Source organism: Pedobacter sp. AC402 (genome assembly GCF_979252805.1).
On record NZ_CEEDAI010000006.1, the window covers coordinates 385,214 to 405,671 of the forward strand.

The following is a 20,458-nucleotide window of genomic DNA, read 5'->3' on the forward strand; positions in this document are numbered from 1 at the left end:
GCTTATTTATTGCCAGAAATTATTTTGTGTAATGTTTGGATTGGCGTTGATTACATCCTGAGAAACCGGCCAATAAATTGCTCCGGCACTTTCTGCCTGTATAAAAGTTAAAGGTTGCCCGTTTTTGGTAATGAAAGTTGCATTTGTTCGCTTTATTCTGTTGTAGCGGATTAAATCGTACCATCTCCAACCCTCGCCCATTAATTCCCTTCTTCTTTCTGCAAAGATTTCGTTAATTAAATCTTTAGTAGATCCATCAGGATAAGGAATGTAACCCCTTAAGGCTGCGGCCTTATTTAAGGCTACTATAGCGTTGTCGCGCTGGCCCATTACAGCCAGTGCCTCAGCCCTTAATAAGGTAATTTCTTCAAGCCTGGTAAATAATACAGCAGAAGAAAACACCGCAAAATCACTCGTAGGTGCTACAGCTTCAATAATTTTTATCTTACTGAACATCGGCCGTTGGGTGCCATATTGTGTAAAGTAATTTTCGCGGTATAAACCTGTTTGCGGATCAATGCTAAACCTTAAATCGTTTGGATCGGTAAAAATTTTTCTAATACTATCTTTGGGAACATAAATTTCAGGCTGGGCTTTAGGCACAAAAGGTGTGGCAAGGGTTAACTGTTCAATGTGCCCATTTGCCGAAGAGTAACCATAACCATATTCGAATGCAAAGCCAACCAATTGAGTAACCCTTTTATAAGCGAACGGATTTACATCTTGAGTAGCATTAGTTTTTACGTTTAATGTAAGTTCATTAATATCCAGATACCTGATTAAAGAAGTTGATCCTGGTTCTTTTAGCTGGGTATAGTTATCAAGCACAAACTTCGTGTAGATATCCGTTTCCAAGTAATTTTGTTGCCAGGCTGCAACATGCGCCAACAAGCAATAAACAGATATTCTGGTAAAGAGGGTACCATCCCAGTTAGGATCTGTACTTACTGTTAAGCCATAATATGCTCCAGGTAAAATCTGATCGGTACCTCCATACCTAAAAGGCACCACCTGCGCTGCGGCCAGCAATTCGGTTTTACAGAACGACAAAACTTTCTCTTTAGAGGTTCTTGGCGCTTTGATAAAATCTCCATCGTGGGTTGAAGTAAGCAAAGGCACATCACCCCAAATCCGAACCATATAAAAATATGCAAATGCACGTAATGCTCTGGCCTGAGCAATATCTACAGTGTTGTTGGCAGAGGTATACCTATTATCGGCTTTAACAATTTGCGGCGATCGTGCTATAAATATTGTTGTAGCATTTACTACAGCATAAAACCTTCTCCAATTGGTAATGCTGTTAATTACCGGATAAGAAGCATTTAACCTCCCATCTATAATGGCTTGCAAATCTGCCCGGTTGGTCGACAGGAAATCACCATTTCTCAAATCACCCATTAACCAGTGCCCGTTATCAGAGGCCAGTGCATTCCTCATCAATGCATACATACCAATTAAATTGGCTTTGGCATCATCAATGGTTTTCCATGAATCTGTTTCTTTTTGCAACCTGGTAGATTGGGTTTCATCTATCTTTTTGCAAGAACCGCCAAGCAATACCAACATCAATGCTAAAGCAATAACACTTTTAAGGTATGTTCTATTCTGTTTTAAATTAAATGTCATGATTTCTTTATATGAATTGTAAATCAAGTTTAACGCCCAATACAAATGTTTTAGGAATAGTAATATTGGCCCCATCATACATCCCATTAAAATTTACCAGTTCAGGATCAACTCCCGAAAACTTGGTAAGGGTAAGCAGGTTTGTTCCGGTAGCATATAGATAAGCCCTTTTTACAGTGGATTTTTTACCAATTACATTGCTAAAATTATAGCCTATAGTTACTGATCTGAGTTTCGCATACGAAGCGTTTTCGAGAAAAAGATCCTGATCTTCGCGATAAGGAACTACAGAACTGAAAGGATTATATATAGGATAAGTTTTGGCATTATCAAAAACCTGCCAAGATGTGATTTCCCTCACCGAATTAATATTATTGGCAGATTCCCGGTTGATAAAATCATAACGAGCAGCATCATACTGGTTAATCGCTTTTTGACCAAGAGAAAAATACACATTGAAATTAATATCGATATTTTTATAACTGAATGTATTGTTCCAGCCACCAATTACCTTTGGCAACCTATCGCCTGTTATAACTTTATCATTTATATCAATACGGTAATCTTGGTTATAATCAACCCATTTCGGATCACCTGCCTTTAGCGGAATGCCGTTAAAAGTCATTTTCTGACCAGTTGTTGGATTGGTTGGTATCTCAGCATCTGTATTATAGATGCCACTATTGGTGTATAACCAATATGCACTGGATGATTCACCAACTTTTAGTTTATTGTTCTGATAAATCAGCTCATCCAAACCATTGGGCAATGCACCTATTTTGTTTTTGTTATAATTAATATTGAAGCCTGTTGACCAGTTGAAACCATTTTTACTTTGAATGGGTGTACCACTGATTAAAATTTCTGCGCCTCTATTATTGATGCTCAAACCTGATTTATATTCAGTAAAATAACCCAACTCTTGTGGTACAGGTAAGTTAATCACTTGTCGCTTATCATCACGGTTATATACGCTAACAGCAGCACTTAAACGGCCTCTTAACATCGTAGCAGAAAGAGTGATGTTGGTACGATCAGAAACAGGTAAAGGAATATTATAGCCTACATATCCGGTAGCATACGGACGAGCTACTCCAATAAAGGTTCCATAACCGGGTAAAGTTGGTTCATCTGCCCAGCCGTTTACTGTTGTGTATTGAGGGCCTGCAGCAAACCTATCATCTACAAACGGGCGTAAAGTGCGGCCCCATGCAGCGTTTAAATCGAGTGCATTTATGAAATTATTTTTTGCTAAAAATTGATTTTTAAGACTCCAGGTGGCACTAAATGACGGAGCAAAAGACCATCGGCTATCTGGCTGGCCGTTTGATGAACCATCACGACGTAAAATTGCATCAAAGCTAATTATGTTCTTATATTTATATTCGCCACTTGCATAAACCGAAAATAAACTACTCCGTTCTTTATCTAAAAACCTAAATACATAAAAATCTCCGTAGGCATTTAAATAATCTCCAGCATTAGCGTCACCATTAACCTGAATAATTTTTATAAAATCGTTAGGGCCATTGTAACCACGGGTGTAATTATATTTATAAGTATCAGATTGAAATGTTTGTCCAACATCAATTTTAACCTGATGATTGGCATTACTTAAATCGAATTCATAAGAGGCATGGTTATCAATAATTAAGCGCTGGTTATAACCAAAATAATTAGATACGTAACTGATTCCTGCCAATAATGTTGAGGGTAAAAATACATCTCTAATGCCTTCATTGTAATCGCCCATTAATGAAGTGGTTAGGGTTAAACGATTTAATTTTGCATTTAAAACAAGGTTGCCATTTACCCCTGTAGTTCTATTTAAATCTGTAGCTCCATTTACAATATCCAAATATGAACCATAACTATTGGTATTTGGAGATAAGGGGTTGGCAGTATCAGGAATGTACTGGGTTTCGGCAAAACGATCACGCAAACTGCGATTGCGATGGCGGTCTAATCTCGTTGCATTTAATGCACTTGATATTGTTAACCATTTAAACGGTGCCATGTTTATCCCAACCCCAAGGTTGTATCTGCCAAGTTTAGTTTGGTCGAAGCCACCCGCATCCTGGGTAGCAGAACCATAAAACCGAAAGTTTGCACGTTCAGAGCCACCAGTTATCCCTAAGTTGGCATTGTAATTTGGTATGGTTTGGTAATATTGCTGGTCCCAGTTAGAGGGGCCAAAGTAATCGGGGTTTGTAGAGTCGCTCAGATAGCCCGCATAATTATTGTAATTTGCAGTATTGGCATATTTTTGATAAAAAGGTTTTCTGAAAATATTATCATATACACCATTGGTGGGTGCAACGCCCGCTTGCATGGCATATCCGTAATAAGAATTGAAGCTAATTTCTCTCGTTCCGCTTCTGGCACGTTTCGTAGTAATATAAATTGCACCATTAGCCGCGTTTGGACCTAATTTCGCCAATTCATATGGATCTTTAATTACTACGATTGAACTGATATTGTCTATATTAATTTGCGATAACAGATTATTTGCCGGGCCTATACGGGTGTAATCATATTTTTGCACGTCGTAAGCAAAAGGATGGTCTTGGGCAAGTGGCACACCATTTAAATATACAGCCGGCTGCAAGGCATACATGTCTTTTTTACTAAATAAAAGCGCAGATGGCCCTTGCACAATCATGCTTTGTTCTGTGCCTGGCTCGCCTGATGTTTCCTGAACGTAAACACCAGCCAAATTGCCCTTAACAATCTGTTGAAGTGAGATATTGGGAACATTTCTTGATCTAAGTACATCAATTGTGTCCCTTAATCTATTAAATTTGAGAAGCGATTTCATCATCTCCCCGATGGTATCGGTTTTATGGGTCTTCTTCGTGGTATCCTGAGGTTGATACAGTTGGCTTTTACCCATTACAGGCATTTTAGCCGGACCTGCAAAAGCCATGGAAATACCAAAAACAGATACAAACAAGACATTCATCACGCTTGTGGAAATTTTGACCATTTTATAAAAAATTTAGTTTTAAAAATTTAGAGGTGTGTGATTAAGATTAAAAATTATTGCCTGAGCTCATAATTTCATAATCCACAATTCTTGATTAAGATCACCCTTAACAAAATTTTATGTTCATCATCAACAAATGTTGTCTGATACTTAAATCAGTTAATCGCTCAGCTGTAAATGGAAGATTGGAAATGTAAAATTTCATCATAATTAAAGTTTTAATTGGTTTGGTTATTTGGTTGTTAGAAAAGGAAATAAAGTAAACAAAGTTAAGTTATACTAAACATCTAAATAGCTTATTATTAACTGATTATAACCGGATTTTAACTGGCATAACTTTCATTTATTTAACAATGTATTTTCATAGGGATATTATCTCTGTATTTGCTCGGCCATAATCAAAGCATATAATTTCTGTTTGCTTTGGATAAAGTTATGTGCAGTAAAAAGGGAATAGCACGAATTTGCCAATCAAAGTTTTTACAAAATAATGGACAGATAAATAATTAATTATCAGATAATTAAATTATCATATTGCTATATATGGATGATTTAAATGTGCCTGAATTATGGTACATAATATTATATTAATGATTTATTAAACTAATAATCCTTTTATAAAGACATAATTAATATCATCATTCTACTTTTGAACAATAAAAGATTAAGAGATTAAATGTAATTGAGAAATATTTAAGGATTGGCTAGAAATTACGGCTAATAAGTTCATTGATCTGTGCTTTTGAAAAACCAGTTTCAGCAATCAAAAGATTACTTAATTTTCGGCTTTTTACCCTACTACTCGTGAGCACATCATATTAACTTATTTTAATTAGTAGCTTTTTATTCTTAGTTGAACTACTCATTCTTTATTTTAGCGTGTATGATCATTACCTATAAATTAGACGTAATTCCAAGTCCTGAAGAAGTGATTGAATTATTCATTCAAGCTGGACTTAAAAGACCAACCGAACCTGAAAGAATTGCTTTAATGTTAAAAAATGCTGATTTACTGGTTACGGCCTGGCAGGAGGATAAGCTTGTTGGCATTTGCAGAACCATTACAGATTGGGCCTGGTGTGCTTACCTGGCAGATATTGCAGTATTTACAGGATATAAAAGTTCAGGAATTGGTAAAGAAATGATTGCCATTACCCGCGAAAAAATCGGCCCGAAATGTCATGCCTCTTGCTGCTATCGGTACCTACCGCCTTTGAGTATTACCCTAAGGTGGGCTTTAACAAAGAAGACCGTGCATTTAGTATTGAGCGTACACAATAACTAGTTTTTCATCTTTAGTTCTAATTAGGAATTCAAATCATTTGTTACCCTAAATGTAGTTGAAGGGCAAACAATCAGTTTTCAGTTATAATTCTATTTGGGAGTTCAAATTGTGCGTTATCATGAGGGTTAATTTATTTATAATAGACAGAAGAATTTCAGGTAAGTAGATTTCCTCTGAGGGGCGTCATTTCGGGCGGAGTAAACGTAGTCGAGAAAATCTAACCAGATAGATCTAATCTCCCCCAATCCACTGCGTTTCCAGTCGAGATGACGACGCTTTTTATTAGCGTATGTCAATGGTAGCGGGGTCGAACGGTAAACAATGTAATCCAGAGTTATAAATCCATAGTAATTTTATTTAATCATGCACAGGCAGTACCCGTATGGTTTGCCTTTTTCTGTTTAACACCCTAAAACAGCTCTTTAAATTAAGCCAAATTCTAAGCCCATCAAACCCTGGTAATATCGCGCTACAGGATGGAGCAGGACGGATTACCCGAATAAATGTTTTAATCTCGTATAACCAAGTATAAATCAAACAGAGGTTTCTTAATAAAACATTTCAATTATGGGCAACAAAAACAAAACTACCATCATGCAACCGTTTGCAGTAAAGGCCATCCGATTTAACCTTTAAAGCATTACACTACAGCAATTAAGCAAAGGCTAAGCAAGCCATAACAACAATAAACTAACTCATTCTTCATCATTAAACATTGTAATCCATCCATCAAAAAGTGGAGGAAATTACATCATTATATGCCCTCAAAAACAAATAGCATATCACATCTAATACGCTATTTGGCCAAATAACCAAATATTTATAAAACCAATAACACTATGGATCTTAATTTTTATCCAGAAAACTTAAAGCGACGGAAGGGCTCTTCTTACAAAAGAATCCTGATCACAGGCATGTCTGCATTGTGCATATTATGCGTCGCAAACACCGCAAATGCTGATGCTAGCATTCGAAAAACAGCACTTTTAACGGTAGAAGCAAACAACCCAATGAGCAAACGGGATGTTACCTTAAAAGGAAAAATTGTTGACGAAAAAGGCGAAACACTGGTTGGCGTTAGCATTAAAGTAAAGGGCACTACCATTGTAACTTCTACTGACGCGAATGGCGCATTTTCAATTACCATTCCATCAACGGTGAGCAACCCGGTTTTGGAGGTATCGTACATTGGTTACACAAGTCAGGAAGTTCCAGTTAGTGGCAAAACAACCATTAGTATCCAGTTAAAAAGCGCAAGCAATGATTTGGATGAAGTTGTGGTAGTGGGTTATAACACCGTTAAAAAAAGTGATTTAACGGGAGCAGTTGTAAGTGTGGGTGCAGAAGAGATTAGATCAAGACCGGTGCAAAACGCATTACAGGCCATACAAGGTAAGGCTGCCGGGGTCGATATTACTTCTAACGAGCGCCCCGGGCAGTTGGGAAGCATCTTAATTAGAGGGGTAAGATCTTTAAAAGCCAGCAATTCTCCGCTTTATGTGGTAGATGGAATCCCATTGCAAGCTGGTGGTATAGATGCGATTAACCCAAATGATATTGAAACCATTGATATATTAAAAGATGCATCTGCAACAGCCATCTACGGTTCGCGCGGTGCAAATGGTGTTGTTCTGGTTACCACTAAAAAAGGTAAAATCGGCAGAATAACGATGGATTATGTAGGTACAGCAACCATCGAAACTTTGAATGATAGAATGGAAATGATGAATTCGGCGCAGTACATCGAATTCCGTCGTGATGCCTATCGCCGTGTCGGCTATTTAAATCCTTTAGCCAATGCCAATTCCACTTATCCGGCAGTACCTACCCTGGCAGATGATAACCGTATTTTCCCTAACGATAGTTATGTAACTGCAAACATTGCACAGGGCTGGCAAAATGGTGTTTATGATGGCAGTTTGGTTCCTACCACAGATTGGGGCGACCTTGTTACCCGAACCGGTATTACGCAAGATCATGTATTGAGTGTAAGTGGTGGTACAGATAAGATAAAAGCATATGGATCGTTTGGGTACTTAAACCAAACAGGTACACAGTTGGGCCAGGATTTTGAGCGATATAGCGGCAAATTAAGTGTAGAACTTACACCCGTTAAGTGGTTTAAAATGGGCCTTAACTTAACCGCTACTTATGGCTTGCAGAATTACGGCTTCGTTGCTGCAAGTGCTTCAGGTGCAGGTAATATTTATGCTGCAGCGCGTGGAATGCTTCCTTTAGCTGTTCCTTTTGATGCAAGCGGCAATAGAATTAACCTGCCGGGTGGTGATATCAATATTCAAAACCCGGTTTTGGAAGCAGATTATAACATCAATCTGCGTAAAACCTTAAGAACCTTAGGATCTGTATATGCAGAGGTTAATATTTTGAAAGGGCTAAAATACCGTATTAATTTCGGACCAGATTTTTCTAATTATTACAACGGCAGGTACCAGGATGCGAAATCAGTTAACCGCGATGCAGGTATCCCTGGCTCGGTAAACAACTATGCGCAGTTAAACCAAAGCAATAAATTTGCCTATACCCTTGATCATTTATTGTATTATGATAAAACGCTCGGCAAGCATAATTTTGGGGTAACCTTATTGCAAAGTTCATCGGCCTTTAAAGATGAATCATCATCATTAACAGGCAGTAAAATAAACCTGATTGCACCACTTTGGTACGGATTGAGGGCTGCAAGCATTACCGCATTAGATGGCTTTGATACTGATTTAAGAAAATCGACACTGGCCTCGTATATGGCAAGGGTAAATTATAGCTTTAACAGCAAATACCTGTTAACGGCATCAACCCGTTGGGACGGTGCCTCGCAGCTTGCCGCCGGCAACAAATGGGATTTTTTCCCTTCGGCAGCTTTGGCCTGGCGATTGGAACAGGAAGATTTCATGAAAAACATCAAATGGGTTGATCAGTTAAAGCTTAGAATCGGCGTGGGTAGCACAGGCAACTCATCGGTAGAGATTGGCAGCACACTCGGCCTTTTACAACCGCTCACTTATACCTTTGGCAGTTCAGCGCAGATAGGTTATGTGGCATCTGATGCTTCATCGTCCAACCCGATCACTTTTCCTAACAAATTGTTAAGTTGGGAAAAAACCTTACAGTATAACCTCGGTTTGGATTTCGACATATTAAAAGGAAGAATCAGCGGATCACTGGATCTTTACAAATCGAAAACAACAGATTTAATCCTGCTTAAAAATATCCCAATCATTAATGGCTATCCTAATTCATTTGATAACATCGGTTCGACTAAAAATAAAGGATTGGATTTGACTTTAAATACAGTTAACGTTAAAACAAGCGATTTTAGCTGGGAATCTACCTTAAGTTTCTCTACAAGCAAAGATGAAATAGTAAAGCTAAATGGCGGAAACATGGTTCTTGATCGCTTTTTTATCGGTCAGCGCAATGGCGTAGCTTACGATTTTGTTAAAGAAGGCATTTGGCAGAACACACCAGAAGATCTGGCTGAAATTGCTAAATACAAAACAAACGGCTTTACTTTCAGTCCTGGAAACATCAAGGTTAAAGATTTAAATGGCGATTATAAAATTGATGCCAATAACGATCGCCAGATATTAGGCCATTACAACCCAAGCTGGACAGGTGGTTTAACCAATACTTTTGGTTACAAAGGTTTCGATTTAACCGTATTTATTGTTGCCCGCTATAACTTCCTGATCGAAACCGGTGCAGAATCCTTACAAGGTCGTTTTGCACAACGTGTACTCGATTACTGGACGCCTACAAACCCAACAAATAGTTACCCTGCACCAAATTATGCCAGTGCCGCAGGCGATCAGTACAAAAGCTCAATGAACTACCAGGATGGTTCTTTTATCAAAATCAGAACTTTATCCCTGGGTTATAATTTCGCTTCAGACCTGGCGAAGAAACTCACTTTATCGCGCTTAAGGGTTTATGCGCAAGCCATTAACCCTGGCCTAATTTACTCAAACGTTAAATGGATCGATCCGGATTTGGGTGGTTCTACTTTTAACAGAGGTGTAGTATTTGGAATTAACGCAAGCTTTTAATAAAGCATAAGAATTTGATTATGAAAAAGATTAAAAATTTAATAACGGCAGTTGCCTTGCTTGGTGTGGCAATTATTTTACCAACCTCATGCAAAAAGAGCTTTTTGGATGAAGAAGTGATCAATGCCCGTAACACAGCTGATTTTCAAAAAACAGAAGGTTTGGACGGGTTGGTGATCGGGATGTACCAAAGCTTAAAATTCCATTTCAATTACACCTGGGCTTATACCAGTACCAATTATGGCGTTGATGAATTTACAGTGGGCGGCGACAGAACCGAGCAGATGTGGAATTCTTATGATGGCAACTTAAATTCATTTAACTCTGATGTACAGGCCGTTTTCGACAACATGTATACCAACATCAATTCGGCCAACATTGTAATAAAAAATGTACCTGTATATTATACCGGAGCCAATAAAAATACCCGTTTAGGTGAAGGTTACTTTATGCGTGCTTTCGATTATTTTAAACTGGTGAAACAATTTGGCGGTGTACCTTTACAACTCGAATCATTAGAAGTCATTAAAGAAGAATTTACCAGAAACACTGCCAAAGAAGTATATGAGCAGGTTATTCAGGATTTTATTCAAGCCTATAACCTGCTTCCTGCTACTCCAGGCGAAACCGGAAGACTAACCAAATGGGCCGCAGCACACTTTTTGGCCAAAGCATATTTATTCCGTGCAAGTGAAATGAATAACGACTGGAATGCTGATACCAAAACTGCCGATTTACAGAATGCCGTTAAATATGCTGATTTGGTAATTAACAGCGGCCAGCATACTTTGGCTACAAACTTTAGCGATTTATGGAATTTTACAGCTGTAGATGGTCCGAATGAAGCCAATAAAGAAGTAATTCTGGCAGCACAGTTTTCTAACAACACTGCAACGCAAGGCCGCTACGGAAACCAGGTACATTTATATTATCCATCTGTTTATCAAAATCTTCCTGGCATGCAACGCGATATCCCGGGCGACCGTGAGTTTCAAAGGATGAGATCAACCGATTATGCTATCGATGTTTTTGATCGGGTAAACGATTCGAGATTCTGGAAAAGTTTTAAAACACGTTACTTATGCAATAACCCTGCCGGTGCACCAAAATGGACAGCAGCTACAGCACCTACACCTGCGCTTGTTAACCAGGTTAAATTTACCGGCGGACAGGAATCGATTCTTTACATAATAAACGATGCCAACGATACGCGTTATACGAGCACAAACATTACATTAAGGGCACCAAGTATGTATGTGAGGTATTTTGCAGGGCAGCCGCAAAGTTATTTAAATGCACATGGAAATTATGGTGTAAGCCAATACCCTGCCCTTTCTAAATTTATGGATGGTTCGAGGAATTTAATTGCTTCACAATTCGGCCAGCGTGATGGTATTTTAGCCCGCTTAGCCGAAACCTACCTAATTGCTGCAGAGGCTTACGGAAGATTAGGGCAATATGCACAGGCCATACCATATTTAAACAAGGTAAGAGATCGTGCCGCTTATAAAGATGGCGAAGACCGCTCTGCTTATGTTGATGGTGGTATTGCTTACAAAACCAATGCAGCTGTTAACAGTTCAGGATTTGTATCCTACTCGGATAAAAATACTTATTTCGAATCTAACAATCTTCCGGTTACTACTGCAAGTACATTAACACCGATGCACTTAAATAGCGAAGCCGATATTTTTAACTCGAGTAGAGATTTTTACGATAAAGTAGGTGCCACCTCGAATGAAGATAAATTTAAAGCTTTCATTTTAGATGAGCGCTCGAGAGAATTGATGGGTGAGTTAATGCGTTGGGAAGATTTGGCCCGTACTAAAACACTTGTTACCCGCACAGCAGCTTTTAATGTTGAAGCCAAACCATTAGAAAACAAACATTACTTAAGGCCAATTCCTCAAAATTTCCTTGATGTACTTAAAATTAGTGGCGAACCTTTAACACCTGCACAAAAACAAGCCATGCAAAATCCTGGTTGGTAACCGGATTTAACCATTAACAAGAAGAGCGGTTTACCTTTTGGTAACCGCTCTTTTTGTTAATGACTTTTTATTTATCATAATGAAAACGACATTGAATAATCGCACACTGCTGATCTTTACCTTTGGTGCCTGATATTTGATAAACCAAGCGGTGCTCTCCTGTAATCCGCCTCGACCAAAATCCCTTTAAATTATGCTTAAAGCTTCAGGTTTTCCTAAATCATGAAAGGGCTTTCAAACTCTCAATCGAATTTTCCAGCCTTTTACGATTTGCTCCTGTTGACATGAGATGTGCCGTTTCGGTAAGTGCATTGTATCCTTTAATAGAAATTACTACAACAGCATCCTCTTCATTGTTATTTCTTGGCACAATCAAAATGTCTTCTGTAGCACTTATTTCATCGAAATAGCTTTTCATGTTGGTTCTGAGTGAAGAAATTGTTACTACTTTCATATTATGGTTAATGTATAATCAAAGGTACGTTAACATATACAAATAAATAAGCCGCTTAATCAACATCAACCTCCCACTAAGCTATATTGCAATTCCATCCTGCAGATAATTTTTACGTATTGCAATTGTTACTTCTATAAACCAATTTTAAGTTGGCATTTCAATCGTTTGAAAAGTCTTTAAAGTCAATCATCGCAACTAAAGCACGAGTTCTACAGGATAGAGCAGGATGGCCCTCTAAATTTTAAACGTTAAACTCGTTTAACCATTTAACCAAATATTTCCTATTATAATGAGTTTTTCAATCCATTGAAAACTGAAACACTCCTATATTGACCCAATTTGAGATGAATAAAATCCTACTGGCCATTTTAATGCTATTTTGCACCTATACTTTTGCCCAAAACAGCAAGAAGATACAACCCGTTCCTAAGCCATTGTATAGCGACCCTGTTTACGATGGAGCTGCCGACCCGGTGGTGATTTGGAATAAAGGCGAAAAAAAGTGGTTTATGTTTTACACCAACCGAAGGGCTAAGGCTAAAAATCTTGATGGCGTAAGCTGGGTTCATGGTACAAGAATCGGCATTGCCGAATCCAAAGATGGTGTGAAATGGAAATACCGCGATACCTGTGATATCCAATACCGGTTAACTGATTATACACATTGGGCACCAGAAGTAATCGAAAATAAAGGGATTTACCACATGTACTTAACCTATGTGCCTGGCGTTTTTAAAGATTGGCGTCACCCGCGCTACATTGTGCACCTCACTAGCAAAAACCTTATAAATTGGAAATTCGAATCAAAATTAAACCTTGCTTCCGAACGCTGTATTGATGCATGTGTGTTTAAATTGCCCGATAACAAAGGCTGGCGAATGTATTACAACAACGAGATGGCAGGCAAATCGATCTATTATGCCGATAGTAAAGATTTATACCATTGGGAAGATAGCGGCAAAAAACTGATCGGCGATAAAGGCTGCGAAGGTCCGAAAGTTTTCTTTTGGAAAAACACCTACTGGATGGTGGTGGATAATTGGAACGGCTTAGGAATATATTCTTCTAACGACCTGCTGAACTGGAAACGGCAGCCTAAAAATATTTTGCAGGAACCCGGAAAGGGAACCGACGATGGTGTAATGGGGGGTCATGCCGATGTTGTGGTAAACGGAGATAAAGCCTATATCTATTATTTTACCCATCCTGGTCGAACACCCGAAAACAAAGGTATCGACAATGAAACAACACGAAGGAGCGTAATCCAACTGGCAGAATTAGAATACCAGAATGGCGAAATTATTTGCAACCGCGATAAACCATTATCCATTAAATTAACCCACTAACCACTTATAATGAAGCATATTTACCTTTTTTTAATGGCTGTACTCCTGCCCTTTATTGCATCAGCACAACAATCATCAAATCCACGGAAAACCTATAATTTTAATCCAGACTGGAAACTGTATGTAGGAGATTTACCTAATGCAGAAAGCACTGATTTTGATGATAAAACGTGGAAATCAATCACCCTGCCCCATGCATGGAATGAAGATGAAGCCTTTAAAAAGTCGATAGAAAACCTTTCTACAGGAATTTCATGGTACCGGAAACATTTTACCATTCCAGCTACCGATCAAAACAGTAAAGTATTCCTCGAGTTTGAAGGCATTAGGCAGGCGGGAGAATTTTACCTGAACGGAAAGTTTATCGGCAGACATGAAAACGGGGTAATGGCTTTTGGTTTCGACATTAGCAGCCTAATTATTCCAAACAAAGAAAATGTAATCGCCGTTAAAATCGATAACGCCTGGAACTATAAAGAAAAAGCCACCAATTCTGGCTACCAATGGAATGATAAAAATTTTAACGCCAATTATGGCGGAATATCCAAAAACGTTCGCTTGCATGTAACAGGCAATATTTACCAAACACTTCCACTATATTCTACCTTAAAAACAACGGGCAACTATTGTTACGCTAAAGACTTTAATATTAAAGGCAAATCAGCGGTAATTGTTTCTGAATCTCAGGTAAAAAACGAAAGTACTACCGATCGGAAACTCATTTACGAAGTGGAGCTAAAAGATCTTGACGGGCAAGTTGTTAAAACTTTTAAATCAGCCGAAACCACTATTAAAGCTGGCGATACCATAACTTTAAAAGCCGAGGCATTGGTAAATGACTTGAAGTTTTGGAGCTGGGGTTACGGTTATTTATATACGGTTACTTCGAGATTAAAATCAGCAGATAAAATTATTGATGAACTCAGCACCAAAACTGGTTTCAGGAAAACTGAATTTAAAAACGGAATGGTTTACCTAAATGATCGTGTATTGATGATGAAGGGTTATGCCCAGCGCAGCAGTAACGAGTGGCCTGCAATTGGTTTATCGGTGCCGCCCTGGCTAAGCGATTACAGCAACCAACTTATGGTAGAAAGCAATGCCAATTTAGTGCGTTGGATGCACATCACCCCATGGAAACAGGATATAGAATCGTGCGACAGGGTGGGTTTAATTCAGGCCATGCCTGCCGGCGATTCGGAAAAAGATGTAACAGGAACCCGCTGGGACCAACGCAAAGCGGTAATGACGGATGCCATTATTTATAACCGCAACAACCCAAGCATCGTTTTTTATGAGTGTGGAAACGAATCAATCAGTGCGGCACATATGCAGGAAATGAAAGACATCAGAAACCTTTACGATCCAAACGGCGGCAGAGCCATCGGATCCAGAGAAATGCTAGACATCCCGGAAGCCGAATACGGTGGCGAAATGTTGTACATCAATAAAAGCGCAACCAAGCCCGTATGGTCTATGGAATACTCTAGAGATGAGGCTTTAAGAAAGTACTGGGATGAATATTCGCCACCTTTCCACGTAAATGGTGCCGGCCCTAAATATAAAGATGCCGATGCCAGCGATTATAACCGCAACCAGGATTCTTTTGCCATTGAAGATGTAATCCGCTGGAACGAATATTACGAAGAACGCCCCGGAACGGGCACCAGGGTAAGCGCTGGTGGGGTAAACATCATATTTTCAGATTCGAATACCCACCACCGGGGTGAAGAAAATTACCGCAGAAGTGGCGAGGTAGATGCCATGCGAATTCCAAAAGATGCCTTTTTTGCGCACAAAGTGATGTGGGATGGCTGGGTTGATGCCCAAAAAACCGGCATTCATATAATTGGGCATTGGAATTATAAAAGCGGCGTAAAAAAGAATATATATGTAGTGGCCAGTGGCGATAAAACAGCACTATTTGTAAACAACAAATCGCTTGGTTTTGGCGAAAAAAGTAACGGCTTTCTTTTCACCTTTAAAAACATTAACTACCAGCCTGGCACAATCAAAGCCGTTTCATATTCTTCAGCAGGCAAAAAACTGGCAGAAACCCAATTAATAACAGCAGGTAAGGCCCTTGCTTTAAAACTTACTGCAATAAAAAATCCGAGTGGTTTTAAAGCCGATGGTGCCGATGTAATATTGGTGCAGGTTGAAGTTATTGATGAAAATGGAAACCGTTGTCCTACAGCCTCAAATATGGTCAGCTTTAATTTAGATGGTCCTGCCGAATGGCGTGGTGGTTTAGCGCAAGGACCGGATAATTATATTCTGGCTAAAAACCTGCCGTTAGAAAATGGTATAAACAGGGTACTCATCCGATCGGCAACCACCGCCGGAAAAATTAATTTAACGGCAACAGCTGAAGGCTTAAAACCAGCAAACCTTTCTTTCGAAACTACAGCGGTTAAAATTGTTAACGGCATATCTGCCCAGTTACCAAGCAATGGTTTGAAACCAAACTTAAGCAAAGGGCCAACGCCCCTTGATCCATCTTACACCGTTTCGCGAAAATCGATCAAAATTATAGCAGCCGAAGCTGGTGCCAATAGCGATAAAGCCAGTTTAAGTTTCGACGATAACGAACTGAGCGATTGGGTAAACGACGGGAAGCTTAATACCGCGTGGATAAAATATACCCTGGCAAAAGAAAGCATTGTAACAGCAGTATCTTTAAAACTGAACGGTTTTAGAACCAAAATTTATCCATTAAAAATTCTGGTTGACGGTAAAGTGGTTTTTGAGGGCAATAGCAAACCGAGTTTGGGTTATTTTACCGCAAAGTGTAAAGCAACAAAAGGTAAAACAGTTACCATACAACTGGTTGAAGCAGGAAAAGAGAAAGAAAATTCGAATATTGGTGTAGAGGTAAACGGTAAAAAGCTCGATGATGGTGTAGAACGTGCAGAAACAAAGTTAAAAGGAGGTTTAAGTATTATTGAGGCCGAAATTTACGAGCAACCTTAGGCGATCTGTTAAAAGGTCGTCATTGCGAGGAGGAACGACGAAGCAATCTTTCATGCCAATGATCCTTTGCTATAAAGATTGCTACGTCGGCTGAAAAAGCCTTCTCGCAATGACGATAACCTGAGGAAATTAATCTTTTAAGTGCTCCTGTTACTTATTTTGATATTTATACAATTAATTGACCCTCATATTGACATATTATAAAAACAACTATTAAAAAAAGTCGTCATTGCGAGGAGGAACGACGAAGCAATCTTTCATTTCAGTGATCCTTTGCCGTAAAGATTGCTTCGTCGGCTGAAAAAGCCTCTTCGCAATGACGATAACCTGAGGAGATTAATCTTTTAAGTGCTGCTGTTATTTATTTGATTTTTATACAATAAATTAAACCCTCATATTGACAAATTATAAAAACAAAAGCGATGAAAAGACCAAGCAAAATTTACCTCCTATTCTTTAGCTTAACCGTTTTTATCCCTACAGTAAAGGCGCAAGAAAAAGCCAGCATTGAAGTTAATTTCGATAAAAATATTGCGCCTATGAAGCCCATTTGGGCCTGGTTTGGTTACGACGAGCCAAATTATACGTATATGAAAGACGGGCAGAAACTGCTTACAGAGATTTCAAAGTTAAGTCCGGTTCCGGTATACGTACGGGCGCATAATTTACTTACCTCTGGCGATGGTACCCCTGCTTTAAAATGGGGCTCAACCAATGCCTATACCGAAGATGCACAGGGCAATCCTGTTTACAACTGGAAAATTGTTGATCAGATCTTTGATACCTATGTAAAGCGGGGCATGAAACCTTTAGCCCAGATTGGCTTTATGCCCGAGGCACTTTCTACCAAACCTCAACCCTACCAGCACAAATGGAAACCTGGTGCCAAATATGATGAAATTTTAACCGGCTGGGCTTATCCTCCTAAAGATTATAAGAAATGGGGCAACCTCGTTTATGAGTGGGTGAAACATAGCGTAGCCCGTTACGGCAAAGCTGAGGTAGAAAGCTGGTATTGGGAAGTATGGAATGAACCCGATGGTGCGTATTGGAAAGGAACACAGAAAGAGTTCTTTAAGCTTTACGATTATGCCGCAGATGGATTGAAGCGTGCTTTACCTACGGCGAAAATTGGTGGGGCCAACGTTACAGGTGGTGGCTCTAAATATTTAGATGCCTTCATCAGGCACTGCTTAAACGATACCAATTATGTAACGGGCAAAATCGGCTCGCCGCTGGATGCAGTGCTTTTCCATGCTAAAGGCTCGCCAAGGGTGTTTGATGGAACAGTGGTAATGAATGTTAGAAACCAGCTGCGCAATATCGATGGCAATTATAAGGTAATCAGTAAATATCCCCAGCTTAAAAACATTCCTGTTATTATTGGCGAATCCGATCCTGAAGGTTGTGCTGCTTGTGGCATGAGTACCAACCCGGAAAATGCCTACCGTAACGGCACCATGTATTCGAGTTATACCGCAGCATCTTTCGCCAGGCTTTATGCGCTCACCGATCAATATAACATCAATTTATTAGGTGCAGTTACATGGTCGTTCGAGTTTGAAAACCAGCCCTGGTTTGCTGGCTTTCGCGATTTGGCTACCAATGGTGTTGATAAACCTGTATTAAATGTTTTCAGGATGTTTGGCTTGATGAAAGGAAACCGTGTTGAAGCCAAAAGCAACCGCATGTACAACTTAAACACCATCCTCGATTCGAGCATTAGAAAAGCACAAACCGATATCGGTGTTTTAGCCACAAAAGCCGAGAAATCGGCTTCCGTAATGCTGTGGAATTATCATGACGAAGATAAAACAGATGCTAAAGAAACGGTTTCAATTTTGTTAAATAAACTACCCGTTAAAACGGTAACCCTAACCGAGTATCTTATAGATACTGAAAATAGCAACTCCTATTCGGTATGGAAAAAAATGGGTTCGCCACAGAAGCCAGATGCAAAACAGGTTGCAATTTTAGAAAAAGCAGGTCAGCTTAAAATGATCGGTAAACCAAAGAAATTTAATACTGACAACGGTGCTTTTAAAATTGAATTGGCCAGGCAGGGTGTGGCACTTTTAAAATTGGATTGGTAAAGCGGATTTTGCAAACTGTTTAAGCTAAAGCGCGTTTCAGAACGAGTGTTAAATAGATTATTGTTTGTAACGAAAATCATAATCTATTCATTGCATGACATAAATTATCAGTTTTACAAGGAAACCTTCCTGCTCATGGCAGCGGCAAATCATGAGTATCATGAAAGCTTCCTGCTCACGGCAGCGACAAATCATGAGTATCATGAAACCTTCCTGCTTACGGCAGCGGCAAATTATGAGTATCATAAGCTCGCTGCCATGCGCTGCTAAAAATCATTGTAAATAAGCAGCTGTTTAAAAAGAACTGCTTATTTGATAAGATTGCTTCGGCTGGTGCAGACCTGGCCTAGGCAATGAAGATATTAGTAAAGTTCAGTTTTTTTAAAAGTAATAAGCTAGAGATTAAGATTATAGAAAATAGCGATCGCATTACGATTCCCGCATGCGCGAGGAGGACGGATGTATGTTGCCTTCAAGGCTTTAACAGCAAGAAAGGTGCTGAAATAAATTCAGCATGACGATCGTCTTAGACCTACGGGCAAACATGTTTGAAAAAACATAGCGATCGCATTACGATTCCCGCATGCTCGGGAATGACGGATGTATGTTGCCTTCAAGGTTTTAACAGCAAGAAAGGTGCTGAAATAAATTCAGCATGACGATCGTCTTAGACCTACGGGCAAACATGTATGTAAAAGTATAGCGATTGCATTACAATTCCCGCCTGCGTGGGAATGACGGATTTATTACGATGGCAAATCCAAAGATTTCTCCACTACGGTCGAAATGACGATACTATGTACCCTTTCAGTTTCTTAAAAGAGATAAGCTAGAGATTAAGATTTTAAAAGCATAGCGATCGCATTACGATTCCACGCCTACGCGAGAATGACGACGGTCTTAATCTGAACCTCGCTATATGCACCTCAATATATGCTCCATGCTATCCGGCATAGGAAATGATGGAAGGAGAAAACGTTAAAGCTTAATCATTACCTTTCCTTCCATCGTTGCATTGAGGCAGCACACACTTTCCGCCCCCTTCGGCGGAACTTGTGCTGACGACCAAAAAGCTTTAACGAATTTATCCGACATCAGTTCCAAGCCTTTCAGTTATGCCTTATTCTTTGTTGTTTTTATAGGTAGTCATGCTTTCGCTGCGCTCAGGTTTGTTACTTTTGGGCCAAGCCAAAAGTAAGAGCCCTTCGGTGGCTAACCGAGGCAAGCCCGAGCGGAGCGAAGAGCGTTACGATTCCCGCATGCACGAGAATGACGGATGTATGTTGCCTTCAAGGTTTTAACAGTAAAAAAGGTGCTGAAATAAATTCAGCATGACGATCGTCTTAGACCTACGGGCAAATATGTATGTAAAAACATAGCGAAAGCATTACGATTCCCGCATGCGCGAGAATGACGGATGTTATGATGGCAAATCCAAAGATTTCTCCACTACGGTCGAAATGACGATACTATGTACCCCTTCAGTTTCTTAAAAGAGATAAGCTATCTGCACCTCGATATATGCTCCATGCTATCCGGCATAGGAAATGATGGAAGGAGAAAACGTTAAAGCTTTATCATTACCTTTCCTTCCATCGTTGAATTTGAGGCAGCACGCACTTTCCGCCCCCTTCGGC

The 20,458-nt window shown here is 39.5% G+C and carries 11 protein-coding genes; 7 read left to right on the forward strand and 4 right to left on the reverse strand.

Annotated elements, in window-relative coordinates:
* Positions 1 to 6 precede the first annotated feature (6 nt).
* Both AC0IWE_RS06070 and AC0IWE_RS06075 read right to left on the reverse strand, forming a co-directional pair.
* Positions 7 to 1,629 (reverse strand): RagB/SusD family nutrient uptake outer membrane protein, encoded by a 1,623-nt coding sequence (locus tag AC0IWE_RS06070; RefSeq protein WP_471792348.1) that lies wholly within the window; start codon positions 1,627 to 1,629, stop codon positions 7 to 9.
* Between the two features lie 7 nt (positions 1,630 to 1,636).
* Positions 1,637 to 4,615, reverse strand: coding sequence for a SusC/RagA family TonB-linked outer membrane protein (locus AC0IWE_RS06075; RefSeq protein WP_471792349.1), 2,979 nt, complete (start codon positions 4,613 to 4,615; stop codon positions 1,637 to 1,639).
* Between the two features lie 883 nt (positions 4,616 to 5,498).
* Here AC0IWE_RS06075 and AC0IWE_RS06080 point away from each other — a divergent pair.
* The 3 genes from AC0IWE_RS06080 (at position 5,499) to AC0IWE_RS06090 (ending at position 11,952) form a co-directional block, all read left to right on the forward strand.
* The gene (locus tag AC0IWE_RS06080) at positions 5,499 to 5,900 is read left to right on the forward strand and encodes a GNAT family N-acetyltransferase (RefSeq protein ID WP_471792350.1); all 402 of its coding nucleotides are present in this window, start codon (positions 5,499 to 5,501) and stop codon (positions 5,898 to 5,900) included.
* An 839-nt stretch (positions 5,901 to 6,739) separates the two neighbouring features.
* The gene (locus AC0IWE_RS06085; protein ID WP_471792351.1) at positions 6,740 to 9,961 is read left to right on the forward strand and encodes a SusC/RagA family TonB-linked outer membrane protein; all 3,222 of its coding nucleotides are present in this window, start codon (positions 6,740 to 6,742) and stop codon (positions 9,959 to 9,961) included.
* Between the two features lie 20 nt (positions 9,962 to 9,981).
* Positions 9,982 to 11,952 carry a RagB/SusD family nutrient uptake outer membrane protein gene (locus AC0IWE_RS06090; protein ID WP_463496272.1) on the forward strand — a complete coding sequence of 657 codons (1,971 nt, stop codon included), beginning with the start codon at positions 9,982 to 9,984 and terminating at the stop codon, positions 11,950 to 11,952.
* 67 nt (positions 11,953 to 12,019) lie between these two features.
* Here the strand turns inward: AC0IWE_RS06090 and AC0IWE_RS06095 are convergent, their stop codons facing one another.
* Complete coding sequence (locus AC0IWE_RS06095) at positions 12,020 to 12,118, reverse strand: hypothetical protein (RefSeq protein ID WP_471792419.1); 99 nt, start codon at positions 12,116 to 12,118, stop codon at positions 12,020 to 12,022.
* A gap of 54 nt (positions 12,119 to 12,172) precedes the next feature.
* Positions 12,173 to 12,406 carry a type II toxin-antitoxin system Phd/YefM family antitoxin gene (locus AC0IWE_RS06100; protein ID WP_471792352.1) on the reverse strand — a complete coding sequence of 78 codons (234 nt, stop codon included), beginning with the start codon at positions 12,404 to 12,406 and terminating at the stop codon, positions 12,173 to 12,175.
* A gap of 347 nt (positions 12,407 to 12,753) precedes the next feature.
* Here AC0IWE_RS06100 and AC0IWE_RS06105 point away from each other — a divergent pair, with 347 nt between their 5' ends.
* From AC0IWE_RS06105 to AC0IWE_RS06120, 4 genes are all read left to right on the forward strand, one after another.
* Complete coding sequence (locus AC0IWE_RS06105) at positions 12,754 to 13,755, forward strand: family 43 glycosylhydrolase (protein ID WP_471792353.1); 1,002 nt, start codon at positions 12,754 to 12,756, stop codon at positions 13,753 to 13,755.
* 9 nt (positions 13,756 to 13,764) lie between these two features.
* Complete coding sequence (locus AC0IWE_RS06110; protein WP_471792354.1) at positions 13,765 to 16,728, forward strand: glycoside hydrolase family 2 protein; 2,964 nt, start codon at positions 13,765 to 13,767, stop codon at positions 16,726 to 16,728.
* Positions 16,729 to 17,150: 422 nt separating this feature from the next.
* Positions 17,151 to 18,821 carry a GH39 family glycosyl hydrolase gene (locus AC0IWE_RS06115; protein ID WP_471792355.1) on the forward strand — a complete coding sequence of 557 codons (1,671 nt, stop codon included), beginning with the start codon at positions 17,151 to 17,153 and terminating at the stop codon, positions 18,819 to 18,821.
* Between the two features lie 135 nt (positions 18,822 to 18,956).
* Positions 18,957 to 19,091, forward strand: a complete 135-nt coding sequence (locus AC0IWE_RS06120) for a hypothetical protein (RefSeq protein WP_471792356.1) — start codon at positions 18,957 to 18,959, stop codon at positions 19,089 to 19,091.
* Positions 19,092 to 20,458: the final 1,367 nt, after the last annotated feature.